A 14443-nucleotide genomic window follows, 5' to 3' on the forward strand; every position below is an offset into this window, starting at 1 on the left:
ATTATATAGCGCTGCAATCTATTATTATGATGATGATTTGAATACTACTACAACAAATCTATTTAACATGACTGAAAGCTTCGCACATATCTACAAAATGCTTAGCCCCTTCAAGAGAACCAGCAAAGTTAAGATGTAGATAGGATGCCAACACATTATCGGTAGCATAGCCTCCATCATAGGACTGAGGTTTTCTACCACCTTCTAAATGAAAGGCCCACGGAAATTCTTCTATGGTAGGTTCCATGGTTGAGAAATGGAATTCATGCCCATGCAAAGATGTTCCTGTATTGCCAAGTAATGTGTCGCGTTTAGCTGTTGCCGTTACATATCCTACCTTTTGCAGTTTTTGTTGCATTACACAATTAGCAGGCACAACGCCAACTGTATCAAACACATTTCCATCAAAATCGTGAATATGTTCACAAAGGTACATAAGGCCACCACATTCAGCATAGATAGGCATATGATATTGATTAGCTTTACGGATTGATTCCTTCATAGCCGTATTTACGGATAAAGCCTGCAAGAACATTTCAGGAAAACCACCGCCAAATACGAGGCCATCTACATCAGGAATAACACTATCTTTTAACGGACTAAAGTAAACTAGTTCAGCACCTTGTGCTTCAAGCGCAGACAAGCTTGCTGGGTAGTAGAACGAAAAGGCTTCATCATAAGCAACGCCAATTTTCGTTCGTTTTGTAACACCCTTGGTTATATCAATCGGTGCCGGCATAGGTGTAGCACTGGCCGCCACCTTATAGAGCGCCTCTAAATCCACCATAGATTCCACGGCATGCTGAATCGTTGCAATAGCCTCTGTAGGATCAACTTCTGTAACCGGTGTCAAACCAAGATGACGTTCAGGAGAATGCATGCGATCATCACGGCGTATAGCACCAATAACAGGAACGCCAATTTTTTCCATACCTTCGCGAACCATACGTTCATGATTATCAGAACCTAAACGATTTAAAATGACGCCTTTAAAATCCACATCCTTATCATACTCTCTAAAGCCCATGGCAATGGCCGCAGCGCTTTCACCCATAGCCTTGCAATCAATAACGAGTACAACAGGAGCACCTAATTGCTTAGCGATTTGAGCCGTACTGCTCACACCTTCACGACCGCCATCATAGAGGCCCATAACGCCTTCAATAATGGCTAGGTCTGCATCACCCGCCATGGATGCAAAAAATGATGGCAATGTATCCGGTGGGACTAACCAGGAATCTAAATTATAACTTTCACGGCCCGATGCAATTTTATGAAAGCCCGGATCAATATAATCCGGGCCCACTTTAAAGGATTGCACCCCATGGCCACTTGCTCGATACGCTGCGAGAAGGCCCGCAACAATAGTTGTTTTGCCAACACCAGAATTAGTACCAGCTATAACAACACGTGGAATGGGTACAGTATTCATATGTATTACCTCTTATTAATACTATCCATGTAACTTTTACACAAGCACTACAGATAACAGAGAATAGTTAATTAACGATCTTTACGTTTTGCTAAAATTGTAGATAAGTAGTTTAATTTCTTGTCTTTTGGCATATTATCGAGACCTACGAAAACTTGTTCATCAGGCAAACCAACACGAGAAATCATAACGGCATCATCAGCCATATTATGTTTCAATAATACATCTTGCACTTCATCAAAGTTTTTATACACCTTCATAATAACTGCATCATCAGCAACAGCCAATACAGCATCAATTTTTTCCTTTGGTGCAGTAGCTGGAACAATCGCCAATACTTCTTCTTTTTCTACAATTGGATAGCCAAGATGGGAACCAATAGCACAGAACGCAGTAATACCAGGGATTGTTTCAATTTCATAACCTGTATTTTCAATCAAGCGATACACATACATATATGTACTGTAGAACATTGGATCACCAAGTGTTAAGAAAACAACTTGTTTACCTTGTTCTAAATACGATACGATAATGCGCTTCGCTTCTTCCCAACCTTCTTGTTGTGTAGCATCATCTAATACCATTGGAAATACAACAGGTACAATTTCAGTATGTTCTTGAATATATGGTTTTGCAATATTAAGTGCTACAGAACCATCTTTTTTCTCTGTTTTAGGTGTAATAATAATGTCTGCTTCGCCTACAATGCGCGCAGCTTTCACAGTCATTAATTCAGAGTCCCCAGGACCAACACCTATACCATATAATTTACCTTTCATGATGATTCTCCTATTCTATATTTCAATATGATTAACATTAGTATTATACCTAATTCGTTAAATATATACAAAAATTTTGTGAAATTTACACCTTATTTTACATTAGGAATAGATGGTCTATGGCTACTACGTTTACCATATACATCATCAATACAATCTTGAATATGTTGACAATAAATATCTTGAATCTCTGTATATTCACCTAATGCATGTTGCATTTCTTCTACTTCATAGCCGGCCTCACGTAATATATTTACTACGCTATCCTCTTCATCACCAAATAAGTCATTAAGCGCATGATCACCGAGTACGAGAAGCAATGGGTGTACAAAAATTTTATTAGGAATCTTACCATCAAGCCATTCCCAAGGTATAGCAATATCCTCAACGTAAGGAGCACTTTCTAAAGTGGCAACACGAACATGATTAAGGCCACTGCGAATCAATTGGTATTGCAAATAACCATACGCAGAGTTACCAGAGCCCAATCCACCATGACCAACAAATAACAAACCATCTTCGTCGCTAATAGCTAATGATTTCACAAATGTGTCGATTAAAATTTGATAATCATTTGGGTGTTCTTCTTGTCCCATATAGTATACCAACGGACGACCAACACGCAAGGTGTTAAGTTCTTGTGCTCGTTCATGATGCAAGATATTTCCTTTTAACTTATCGAATTCTTCACCACCAGTGAAATGTAATGGTTGCACATAAATGTCTGTATATCCGTCATTAATAAGAGCATCTAAAGCACCTTGCTCTGTAGGAATCTCAATGCCACGATCACGCAAACGCTTTACGATGATACGCGATGAAAAGGCTAGTCGCACCTCATAATTTGTATATTTTTCTTTAATATGATTTACAACAGCATCAATCTGGTTTTCGCGAGCTGAATCAACTGTCGATCCAAATGCCACTACTAATATAGCTTGTTTCATAACCGTCTCCTTATTTTATATAATTCACTACTCATCATACCATACGTATTCATATAGTGGGATACCATACCATGTATAAAAAACCTATTATGATTAACTTTCATAACCTTATATGACTTAAAAAGCACCTGTCTTCAAAGACAGATGCTCTTTAATGATAGTGTGTATTTATGAGAGGGTTTATATTACAACCTTATCAAAAGCAATTAGGAAATCATTCCTTGTGCCTCCATGCGAGAAGGTCGAATAACAGTTTGATATGATTCGCGTTGAGGGCTGCGTTTTCTATCAGACATACGAATTGCTTGGCCTAAATGTTTCAAGAACAAATCTTGTACATAGGGATTTTCACCAAGGCCTTCATTCCAAATATCTACATTGTATCCTTGTTCTGTAAGAAGTGCATAAATAGAATCAGAACGATCACCGCCAAGGTAATCCATTAAATGAGTAGAACCAATCAAAGCTAATGGTACAACAAGCACATCTTTATGACCCATTCGATCTACCAATGTTAAGGCTTGCTTAAATGTAGGGAAACCATTTGTGGTAAATACAGCTACATTAGGAGCAGAACCATACATGGCTTTCAATTGTAATGTGGAGAATTCCAATTGATTTTGACCATTTGCCATTAATAAAACGGATTTATTAAGAGATTTAGTGTTAATATGACGCATAATCCCATCTAATGTAGCTTCATAATCATCAGCGTAATTTTTAACACCTAATGATGTTAATAAGGGCTTACCAATATTAACTTGAGAGAAATTATATTCACTGCTATGTAAAAATTTAAGTGCTTGCTTACGCATTTGTTGATAGCATTGATCCGCTACGAGTGTAATCGGCTGAATATATACCTCATCAATTCCCTTGCGACTAAACTCTTGCATGACGTCGGTGAAAGAAGCAATCGTATCATCATATTTTTCATTCCACTTTTCCACTAATGCATCAGACAAAAATACACGTCGTACCTCTACATCTTTATATAAAGAACGAACTTTAGACTCTATAATACCAATGGATGTTTCCACCGCTTCTTTATAAATTGATCCAAAGGATGCAATGATTATACCTTTCATATGTGACCTCCATATACCCATATATATGAAATAATTTTCATAAATGAAAATTATTATCAACTACTACGTACTAATCATACAGGATTAGTATATGAAAGTCAATGAGAAATATTATCATATAATATTTCAGTTCACATCTTGATATACGTCCCCGCCAGTTAAATAACTCCAACGACAAAATCTTTTTTTTAATCGGTACGATTTTATATAGGGAAAACTCATCTAAAAATTGTTCAAATCCACCAAAATCAATTCTTATAAAATTAGAGCCGACCTTTTCAATACAATCTGATAAGCCATAGTCATTACAATATCTTTTACTTTCATATTTTGTAATACTTTCATGAATTGACCTCTTTTAAACCGATGGCTTTACAAAAATTAGATAAAAAACATATATGTTCACAACAGGCACTATAAGAAAGAAAATCCAAAGACCACTATTACCACTATCATGAAGTCTTCGAACAAGTAAACTAAAAAAAGGAATACACAAAATAGCAACTATAAATACATTTATCATCACTATACTATTTTGTCCCATAATTTTAGGAATAAATGGTACAAAATAACTCAATACCATAGATAGAATAGAAAACAAAACCGTAAAAAGTAACAATTCATCTCTAGATGAACGACCAATAAAATTGAATACATCCTTTATAAATACATTATGTAAGACATCCATAAATTCCAAGTCATCTTTTGTAGACTCTTTATTATTTATATCCTTAATTTCATCGGTTCTTCGAATTAAATCGAGCCACAACTTTCGAAATTTACTTTTAATAATCGATACGTTCAACGGATCAACAACTAAATCCGTTCCATCCCAAAATCCAGACTTCGGTTGTTCTCCATACCGATTTATTTTATTTCCGGGAACCAATAGCAATAATAATATAATTCTATTCATAATCATAAAAAAAATACGATTTATTTAGATTAAGTATAGAACTTGCTCCTGATTTAGTTATAGATATTATAAAGTTATCGGGACTAACGAAAAAGGTTCCTCCCTGCCAGAGCGTAATTAAGGAACTAACCATAACAACCAATATGATACCTACATATCTGTGAATACCATAATCCTGACATCGATACCCCAATACTATTAAAAATAATATATTGGTAGTCATCTCTACTCCATAAAACAAATACTCATACGGCATTGGATTAATAAAAAAAGCTACACTCAACGTAAGTAAATATATATAAATTATGGTTGTATAGTAAATTAACGCAGTTGTTATGTTTATTCGTCTATTTTTAAAAATACTGGTTACTCGCAAAGATTCTATATTATCTTTAAACAATCTTATTTCATTATCTATGTTTATATATTTACTCATTCTATATAAGACACTTTCTATAAACACTTAATTAATATCAAGTAAACGCCAAGCTATTACAAAATATATATTTGTTAAGAGTTTATAGCAACTACAAATCTATATGTCGCTATAAGTATAACTAGTAATTTTAAAACAAATGTCATCTCACTTTGTATCGACCACCCCACAAAAATAATATAAGCAAGTATGATGACTGCCCATTTAAACTTATTTTTATGAGCTATATTGATTCCCAGTAACTTACCATGCAGTCCTAATAGAATATATAAAAATACTTTTCTTTTTGATCCACACATTCTTAATGCTCGATTATATATAAGCTTATACAGTTTTCTTCTTCTATATACAGGTATTAAGAAAATACATGCATATAAAAATGCAGGAAACATACCTTCTAAAACCGCTATAGAGAACTCATAATTAACATCTTGCAAACTACCTATAAAGAAACCACCTAATAATATCAACGATGAAACCCATCGAAAACGTTGATCATTTAAAAATTTTAATAATTGTCTCTCCACAGCAAATAAAATCCTCCCAATTAATTTAACATCTTATACATTTAATCATTTTAACCAACCAAAATGATTAATCCTATCATAAATATTGAATTACTTATATTTATACCAACATAACTAATAAGAATATTTTTATGAAAAATTGGATTATTCCTCATTTATTATGATTTTTTATAAAAAAATAGTTGTATAATTTATACATGTACAGGTATAGGGTTTATTGACATCCATACCATAGGTTGCTACGATTGATTATAGATTATATAGTTATATCTGCATAGGCAGATGATGTTGTTTAATGAGGTGATTCACTTATGTATAGTGTAAAAAAACGTGCATTAACAGTTTCTGCTGCATTAGCAGCTTTCGCATTGACATTTGGTGCTCCTGTGCTTGGTCACGCTGCATACCAATTAAATTCTGAAGTAAAAGATCCTACTCCAGCATTGAAAGAAGCTGCTGCAATTGGTGTTCGTACACACAATACTGAAGCTTTACAAAACTTGCCAAACAAAGATGCTATGGTTGTTATGAGCTTTGGCACAACTTATAAAGATACTCGTGCTAAAACAATTGATGCTACTGTAGATGCTATTAAAGCAGCTCATCCAAACACTAAAGTAGTAACAGCTTTTACAAGTCACATTATTCGTGATCGTATCCAACAAAAAGAAGGTATTACATACCCAACTCCTGAAGAAGCTTTGGCAGAGCTCAAAAAAGATGGTTACACTCGCATTGCATTAGCATCTCTAGATGTAATTCCTGGTATGGAATACAACTACGATGCGGCAGTATATAATTTGTACAAAGATAATTTCAAAAAAATGACACTTGGTACATCTCTTATATACTGGATGGGGCAAGAAAATCAATCTGACCAAGTCATTGAAGCTCTAAAAGCCGTTCAATCTCAATTCCCTAAATTAGGTAAAGAAGATGCTCTTCTTATCATGGCTCATGGTACTCCAGATCCTTCTAATGCCTACTATTCCGTAATTCAAGATCGTATCCATACTCTTGGTATGAAAAATGTATACATCTATACAGTAGAAGGTACGCCAAATCTTGAACAAGTTATCCCTCAATTAAAATTACATGGTATTAAACATGTTACATTGATGCCATTCATGATGGTAGCTGGCGACCATGCAAATAATGACATGGCTGGTGCAGAACCAGAATCCCATAAATCCATTCTTGAAAAAGAAGGCTTCAAAGTTGACACTTACATCCATGGTTTAGGTGAAAACCCTAACATCCGTAACTTGTTCGTTGAACGTGCTAACGAATCTTGGGACGCTTTACAAAAATAATCAATTTACAATTTAACTAGTATCGTTATTTAACGTACATAGGAGTACATCATGAAAAAACTACTACTTTGTAGTCTCGCTTTGGTCATGGTTGTACTAGCAATAGCTGGGTGTGGTAAATCCACATCCAGCTCTTCTGCTACTACGAAGGAACTTACCTTTAATGGTGAAACCTACACTGTACCAAAGGATCCACAACGCATCGCCGTTCTTTCAAATTCCGTGTTGTCCATGCTATATGCAGTGGATGGCAAGGCTATCTCCCGTGCTAGCACAACAGATAAATTAGCACCAGACTTAGAAGCATTACCAGCATTAGGTCAAACGGCTAATATCAACATGGAACAATTGTTAGGTTTAAAACCAGATGTGGTATTGGGTTTGGAAAACCAACATAAAAAATATGAATCCCAATTACAATCTAACAATATTCCAGCCGTACTTTTCAATTACGATGGCATCAAGGATAATGTGCCAATGCTAACATTCCTTGGAGAGTTAACAAACCATCAAGATAAGGCTAAATCCGTTATTGCCACCTATGAAAGTAACATTCAAAAGGTAAAGGATGCCATTAAAAACCAACAACCTGCACGTGTTGCCGTATTGCGTGCTACCGGTAAAGGTGTGACAGCCGAAACCGACGAAGCGGTAACTGCATCTATGGTCAAAGAATTAGGTATGACAAATGTTGTAACATCTCACCTAGATGGTACAGCTAAAGATAAAACGGTACCGTATTCTCTTGAAACATTAACCGCTGATAATCCTGATATTATCTTCGTCGTTACCATGGGTAAAGAAGAAGAAATTACAAAGGCCATGAAGAAAGCTATGACAGATAATCCTGCATGGGCTAATCTTAAGGCTGTACAAAACAACCGTGTCATCTACTTACCATCTAAACTATTCCTACTTAACCCAGGTCTACAAACACCTGAGGCTATGGCTCGTTTAGTGAAAGAAGCATATGGCGTTGATGTTACATTTTAACATATTCTAACATGCTAAAGAGGGCATTCCCCATTTCGGGAATGCCCTCTTTCACTATTAGTCTAGCTATCTACTCAACTAAACCTTTTACGCGTACATATTGTTTATCATCAAAGGTATCGATTTGTACATCTACGGAAAATACATCTCTAAATAGTTCATCCGATACGATTTCTTTCGTGTCTCCAGCTATCACTAAATGACCATCTTTTATAATAGCCATATAATGAGAATATTGTACGGCTTGCGTCAATTCATGGAGTACCATCAATACGGTTAACCCTTGTTCATCGTTTAATCGTTTTAACAATTCCATGATTTCTAATTGATGGTTAATATCTAAGTATGTTGTTGGTTCGTCTAATACTAATAATTTTGGTTGTTGTGCTAACGCCATAGCAATCCATACTCGTTGCCGTTCACCACCCGATAAGGATGGAATCAATTGATTCCGTAAATGATTCGTTTTTGTAATTCCTAATGCATAGTCAACGATTTCTCGGTCCTCTTTGGCCGTATTCTTCCACCACATTTGGTATGGATAGCGTCCACAATATACCAATTCTTCTACGGTCATATCCTTTGGCATATTAGGCACCTGTGGCAGAAACGCCATTTGACGTGCCAATTCATTTTGTGAATACGACTGTAATGGTTTACCTAAAATAATCACACATTCACGAGGACTATGAATATATCCAATCATAGACCGTAAGAGTGTACTTTTACCACAACCATTAGGCCCGATTAAAGTCGTTATTTTACCAACAGGGACAGATACATTAATATCATGTAAAATATGACGATTTCCGAGAGTGACGGATAACTGATTTACATCAATAGCCGTATTCATTAGTTATCCCTCCTCAATAGATATAAGAAGAATGGCGCCCCAAAGAATGCCATGATAATGCCAACCGGTACCTCAATTGGACTCCACATAACACGCCCTACCGTATCACTAACAACGAGGATGAGTGCCCCTAATAATGCAGAGCCGGGGAGTAAATAAGCATAATCATTACCGATGATAAGTCGTAACATATGCGGTATAACGAGGCCTACGAAACCGATTAAGCCCGCAATACTAACGGCACCTGCTGCTAATAGAGCCGCAACAGCAGTCATAATAAACCGCGTTTGTTCTACCTTAAGGCCTAGCCCCTTTGCTGTTTCATCACCTAAACTTAAAATAGTAAGACGTTTGGCACCTAAACAGGCAAAAATAAGACCGACTAACGCGTATGGGAACAGAACCTCTACTTGAGGCCAACTGCGTGCAGCCAAGCCCCCTACCATCCAAAGTAAGGCTCCTTGCACACGATCTCCATAGAATACAAGTAGTGCAGAAATACCAGAGCCTAAAAAAGCAGCCACTGCAACACCAGCCAAGATGATACGGCTTGGGCGTACACCATTCTTCCAAGCAAGAGCATATACCATCAACGCCGCAGCCATAGCACCTATAAAGGCGACGAGAGGCACAATATGATCATAGCCAGGGAAAAGAATAAATATAATAACACCGGCAAGTCCAGCACCGGAGGAAACGCCAACGATTTGAGGATCTGCTAAAGGGTTCTTCATAACCGCCTGTAAAATGGCACCCGATACGGCTAAACAAGCACCAACTAATGCAGCAACAATATTACGAGGCAACCTAATATTCCAAATGATTTGCGATGCTGTATCTGTTAGCTCACTAGCCCACAATGTGTGCCAAATCTCCGATAGTGACACCGGTGTTGAGCCCCAAATCAGTGAGATAATCATGCTAGCTATGACAGCAATAACCAAGACAATAATAACTGATATGCGAAAGAGTTTTCGTTCATTCAGAGAGTCCACAGTAACCTCTCCTTTCACCAATACATGGTGCTATCAGCACCCGTATTATACATATAAACCTCATAATAGATACAGTAAAACCCGAATCGCCAGCAGTATGCAACGATTCGGGTTACTTATTATTTAGATTCTTTGCCTTCTACGAAGAGCATATCGTTGCGTTTTACATCTGTGTAAAGCAATGCATTACATACGGATGCTGCAATTGGGCTACCACCCTTGTTACCTTTTACAGTGATATAAGGAACTGGGGATACTTCCATCAAATAATCTTTAGATTCCGCAGCACCTACGAAGCCTACAGGAATACCAATAATAAGTGCTGGTTTAACTCCTTCTTCAAGAGCAAGGCGCAATACTTCGTACAATGCAGTTGGCGCATTACCGATAGCAACAATTTGACCTTCTAATTGTTTACCAAATGTACGCATAGCAGCAATAGAACGAGTTACACCCAATTCTTTAGCCATTTTAGCTACGTTTTCATCTTTAATTAAGCAGTGTACTTCGTTGCCACGAAGTTTAAGAGCCGGTTTAGAAATACCAGTACGTACCATTTCAACATCTGTATAAATATCGGCACCATTATCTAATGCTTCGATACCTTTTTGAACAGCATCAGGACTCATTTTTACGAGTTTAGCATATTCAACGTCACCAGATGCGTGAACTGTACGAGATACAACGCGTACTTCATCATCGGTTAAACCTAAATCCTTTACATAATCGTAAATGATTTCCATACTTTTATCTTCAATGGCTTTAGGATTTTTAACGTAATCCATTAGTGTCCTCCCATAATTTGAAAAATTCATCATTCGATGATACCACAGGGCATTCTAATGTTACCCGTGGACGATCGATAACAATAACGTGGATACCAAGGTCGATGGCAGCCTGTAATTTCGTATCAGCACCACCTACGAGGCCAGAGTTTTTCATAACCACGACGCTCGCCTTTGTATCGTGAAACATAATACGATTCATATCGTAAGAAAATGGACCTTGTACGGCAACGATACGCTTAGGACTCACATTGAGTTCTTCCATCATTTGCAACACCTCAGCAGTTGGCAAAATACGTGTCCATACTTCACAATCTTGTAAAGCTTCAGACTTAGCAAAGATGTGCATCGTCTTACTACCAGTGGTCAAATACACATGATTGTTGTTTTCCTTTGCTAATTTGCCTGCTAAATTAGCAGCTTCTGTTTCATCCACTACGATATGCAATTTATCATAGTCTGGCAATGGAACCTCTTTTCGTTCAAACCGAACAAAAGGAATGCCCACCGCTTTTGCTGCATCTTGCGCCGTTGCAGTCACAATAGCCGCATAGGGATGGCTTGCATCTATAAGTAGGCGCACATTATGCTCCTTAATCAACTGTTGCATAGCCTCTTGGTCAAGACGACCTGTATGAACTGTAATGCCTTCATGAGCAGCTAATTCCGCCCCATATTGGCTCACGACAGTCACGAGAACCTCTTCACCAGTCCGTTCTTGGATATCTACCGCTAGGGTACGACCATCCAAAGTACCAGCGATTACCCAAATCATAATTTGTAGCCTCGAGGTGTAATCATGCGACCATTTTCAACATAAGTTTGGCTGTTACCAATGATAACAAGTGTTTGCATATCTACTTCTTCTTTTGTGAAGTTTTCAAGATCAGAAATCACCATATGTTGACCTGGGCGACCTGCTTTTTGCACGATGCCTACAGGTGTTTTAGGATCGCGGTGTTTTAGAACGATTTCACGTACTTCATCTAAATGAGTTACGCGTTTTTTACTGCGTGGGTTATACAAGGAAATAACCATGTCCCCTTGTGCACAAAGGTCAGCACGTTTTTTAATTAAATCCCATGGGGTCATCAAATCGCTTAAGGAAATAACGGCAAAGTCATGCATCAAAGGCGCACCCAATACAGAGGCTGCTACGTTGACAGCACTAAGACCTGGCACGATGTCCACGGAAGGGCGTTTGTCTGCTGATACTTTATTAGCCAATTCCAATACAAGGCCAGCCATACCGTACACGCCGGAGTCACCAGAGGATACAACAACTACTTGGTGACCTTCTACAGCCAAATCAACGGCTTGTTGGCAACGATCCACTTCTTGCATCATCGCTGTACCAACTGTTTGTTTTCCTGCGATAAGGTCTTTAATCAAATCAAGATATGTTAAATAACCGACTACACGATCTGCCGCTAAAATCGCTTCCCGTGCTTGCGGTGTCATAAATTCAGCGTCCCCAGGGCCAATGCCGATTACTTTGATATTACCTGTGCAATGGCTACCGTTGTTTTGGGATACACCGTTTTGTGCTGTATTAATGTTTGGCTCTTGGCCGCTAGTAATGCTGTTGTCTCGCATACGTTTCCTACTCCTATTGTTCCTTTTACAAATGTGGATTCTTTTAAATCCTGTTCTTCTATAACGGGTGCTATCTCTTCTTGTGTGTAGAAATGGATATCCCACCCTAATTCGTTTACGGCCTCTAATAGACCGACTTCATCTTGTTTCACGATAACCGATGCAGCTGTGACAATGCTTTTTGGTGAAAGCTTATGCGCCTGTAATGATTGCGTAATAGCATCGAGGATGAGTTCCTTTGGCGTATCTCGACGACAACCAATGCCCATCGTATATGTACGAGGACGTAAGATGAGTTGCTCTGGATACTCGGTAATCACCTTATCTGTTATGACTACACGACGAACACCATCAGTCTCAGGCAATGTAAATACATCTACCACCTGAACAGTGCCATGCGTACCGATATGTAATGCAGCAGCATCGCGTAATCGATTAGCATCGACTAAGGTTTCATCGATGTAGTAATTGACGCTTTCACCAGCCACAACGGCAGAATTCACATCCACTAATGTGTGAAAATCGTCGACCAACAAATGCTCGTGGCGCGCCAACACATCAGGCGCTGGCAATCCATTCACATCCGTAGCCGTTGTAATAACTGGGTCCGCATCGATGGCTAGCGAAATGGACTGCGTCCATTCGTTAGCGCCCCCAAGATGTCCGGATAATAAACTGATGACATGATGACCTGCCTCATCCATTACGACAACGGCAGGATCCTTGGATTTATGCTCAATATACGGAGCAATCATACGCACTACAATACCGAGTGCCATAATGCATAATACTTGGTCATAATCCTTAAAAATCTGCCCTATGTGATGTTTGAGAGAATCAAAATAGATAGCCTCTCCACCTGAAGGGCGATTTTCCTTTTCATAACAATCCGCATGGGGCGCCGCCAAAGACTTAATGCGTTGGCCTAGCCTTGCACCGCGTTCTGAAACGGAAAGAATAGCGGTTCTATTCTTATTTGCTGTCATCATAGGCTCATCGGATTCTAGTTCTTTCATCACACTAGTCCTTAGCACTACGATACATGTGGGCAAAGCCCTTATCGTAAAGCTTTGATAGTTCGTATTCGCTATCTAATACATGACTAACAACGATCATAGCTTGACGTAGTACGCCTTCCTCAGCCACGATATCCGCAATCGTTTCTAATGTGCCACGAATAATGCGTTGGTCGGGCCAAGAAGCTTTCACTACGATAGCCACAGGTGTTGTCTTATCATAACCACCTTCAATAAGTTCAGCCACTACCTTATCTAACATTTGAACGCTAAGGAAGATACACATGGTTGCTTCATGAGCCGCTAACATGCGTAATTTTTCCTTTGGAGGCATTGGTGTACGGCCTTCCATACGTGTAATAATGACTGTTTGAGATACATTTGGCAATGTATACTCTTGTTTCAATGCAGCAGCGGTAGCTAGAAAAGAGCTTACACCTGGTACTACGTCATAGGTAATCCCCATGCCAGCCAAAGCGTCCATTTGTTCTTGAATAGCACCATAAATAGCTGGGTCACCCGTGTGCAAACGGACAACCTTTTTGCCTTCTGCTACGGCTGCTTTCATAACAGCCAATACCTCATCAAGGTTCATAGTAGCACTATTATGAATTTCACAACCTGGTTTACAAGCCTCTAAAATAGCAGGGTTTACCAAAGAACCGGCATAAATAACAACGTCGGCCTCTTGTACTAAACGATACCCTTTGCGCGTAATAAGCTCTGGATTCCCAGGACCTGCGCCTATGATATGTACATCAACCATA

Annotated in this window: 15 protein-coding genes; 2 read left to right on the forward strand and 13 right to left on the reverse strand. The window is 38.4% G+C overall.

The genetic code is table 11. The annotated features are described in order from the left end of the window. Positions 1-58: 58 nt before the first annotated feature. The 6 genes from Q0E20_RS01725 to Q0E20_RS01750 all read right to left on the reverse strand — a co-directional run bounded on the left by Q0E20_RS01725 (position 59) and on the right by Q0E20_RS01750 (position 6125). Positions 59-1432, reverse strand: coding sequence for a cobyrinate a,c-diamide synthase (locus Q0E20_RS01725; protein WP_295995369.1), 1374 nt, complete (start codon positions 1430-1432; stop codon positions 59-61). A gap of 71 nt (positions 1433-1503) precedes the next feature. Next, positions 1504-2211: a precorrin-2 C(20)-methyltransferase gene (gene cobI, locus Q0E20_RS01730; protein ID WP_295995371.1), complete on the reverse strand. Its 708-nt coding sequence runs from the start codon at positions 2209-2211 to the stop codon at positions 1504-1506. Between the two features lie 92 nt (positions 2212-2303). Beyond that, positions 2304-3158: a sirohydrochlorin cobaltochelatase gene (locus tag Q0E20_RS01735; protein ID WP_295995373.1), complete on the reverse strand. Its 855-nt coding sequence runs from the start codon at positions 3156-3158 to the stop codon at positions 2304-2306. A 206-nt stretch (positions 3159-3364) separates the two neighbouring features. After that, on the reverse strand, positions 3365-4246 hold the full coding sequence (locus Q0E20_RS01740) for a sirohydrochlorin cobaltochelatase (protein WP_295995376.1): 882 nt from the start codon (positions 4244-4246) through the stop codon (positions 3365-3367). A gap of 358 nt (positions 4247-4604) precedes the next feature. Further along, positions 4605-5162 carry a DUF805 domain-containing protein gene (locus tag Q0E20_RS01745; RefSeq protein ID WP_295995380.1) on the reverse strand — a complete coding sequence of 186 codons (558 nt, stop codon included), beginning with the start codon at positions 5160-5162 and terminating at the stop codon, positions 4605-4607. Between the two features lie 510 nt (positions 5163-5672). Continuing rightward, positions 5673-6125, reverse strand: coding sequence for a hypothetical protein (locus Q0E20_RS01750; RefSeq protein ID WP_295995383.1), 453 nt, complete (start codon positions 6123-6125; stop codon positions 5673-5675). Positions 6126-6436: 311 nt separating this feature from the next. Here Q0E20_RS01750 and Q0E20_RS01755 point away from each other — a divergent pair, with 311 nt between their 5' ends. Both Q0E20_RS01755 and Q0E20_RS01760 read left to right on the forward strand, forming a co-directional pair. Further along, on the forward strand, positions 6437-7438 hold the full coding sequence (locus tag Q0E20_RS01755; RefSeq protein ID WP_295995386.1) for a sirohydrochlorin cobaltochelatase: 1002 nt from the start codon (positions 6437-6439) through the stop codon (positions 7436-7438). Between the two features lie 51 nt (positions 7439-7489). Beyond that, entirely contained in the window at positions 7490-8431 is a 942-nt protein-coding gene (locus Q0E20_RS01760; RefSeq protein WP_295995389.1) for an ABC transporter substrate-binding protein, read from the forward strand. 70 nt (positions 8432-8501) lie between these two features. On the opposite strand, the gene Q0E20_RS01765 is transcribed toward Q0E20_RS01760, so the two are convergent. The 7 genes from Q0E20_RS01765 to cobM all read right to left on the reverse strand — a co-directional run bounded on the left by Q0E20_RS01765 (position 8502) and on the right by cobM (position 14442). Continuing rightward, positions 8502-9284, reverse strand: coding sequence for an ABC transporter ATP-binding protein (locus tag Q0E20_RS01765; RefSeq protein WP_295995392.1), 783 nt, complete (start codon positions 9282-9284; stop codon positions 8502-8504). Further along, positions 9284-10279, reverse strand: coding sequence for an iron ABC transporter permease (locus tag Q0E20_RS01770; protein ID WP_295995397.1), 996 nt, complete (start codon positions 10277-10279; stop codon positions 9284-9286). Before Q0E20_RS01770 ends, Q0E20_RS01765 begins: the two co-directional genes overlap by 1 nt. A 119-nt stretch (positions 10280-10398) precedes the next feature. Continuing rightward, complete coding sequence (locus tag Q0E20_RS01775; protein WP_295991586.1) at positions 10399-11064, reverse strand: precorrin-8X methylmutase; 666 nt, start codon at positions 11062-11064, stop codon at positions 10399-10401. Next, positions 11051-11839, reverse strand: a complete 789-nt coding sequence (gene cobK, locus Q0E20_RS01780; protein WP_295995400.1) for a precorrin-6A reductase — start codon at positions 11837-11839, stop codon at positions 11051-11053. The genes Q0E20_RS01775 and cobK overlap by 14 nt, the downstream gene beginning before the upstream one ends. After that, positions 11836-12525 carry a precorrin-3B C(17)-methyltransferase gene (gene cobJ / locus Q0E20_RS01785; protein WP_295995479.1) on the reverse strand — a complete coding sequence of 230 codons (690 nt, stop codon included), beginning with the start codon at positions 12523-12525 and terminating at the stop codon, positions 11836-11838. The genes cobK and cobJ overlap by 4 nt, the downstream gene beginning before the upstream one ends. A 29-nt stretch (positions 12526-12554) precedes the next feature. Next, positions 12555-13676 carry a cobalt-precorrin 5A hydrolase gene (locus Q0E20_RS01790; protein WP_295995403.1) on the reverse strand — a complete coding sequence of 374 codons (1122 nt, stop codon included), beginning with the start codon at positions 13674-13676 and terminating at the stop codon, positions 12555-12557. A 4-nt stretch (positions 13677-13680) separates the two neighbouring features. After that, positions 13681-14442, reverse strand: a complete 762-nt coding sequence (gene cobM, locus Q0E20_RS01795) for a precorrin-4 C(11)-methyltransferase (RefSeq protein WP_295995407.1) — start codon at positions 14440-14442, stop codon at positions 13681-13683. Between the last annotated feature and the right edge of the window lies 1 nt (position 14443).

Origin of the sequence: uncultured Veillonella sp. (assembly GCF_934230905.1) — a bacterium.
Lineage (GTDB): Bacteria > Bacillota > Negativicutes > Veillonellales > Veillonellaceae > Veillonella.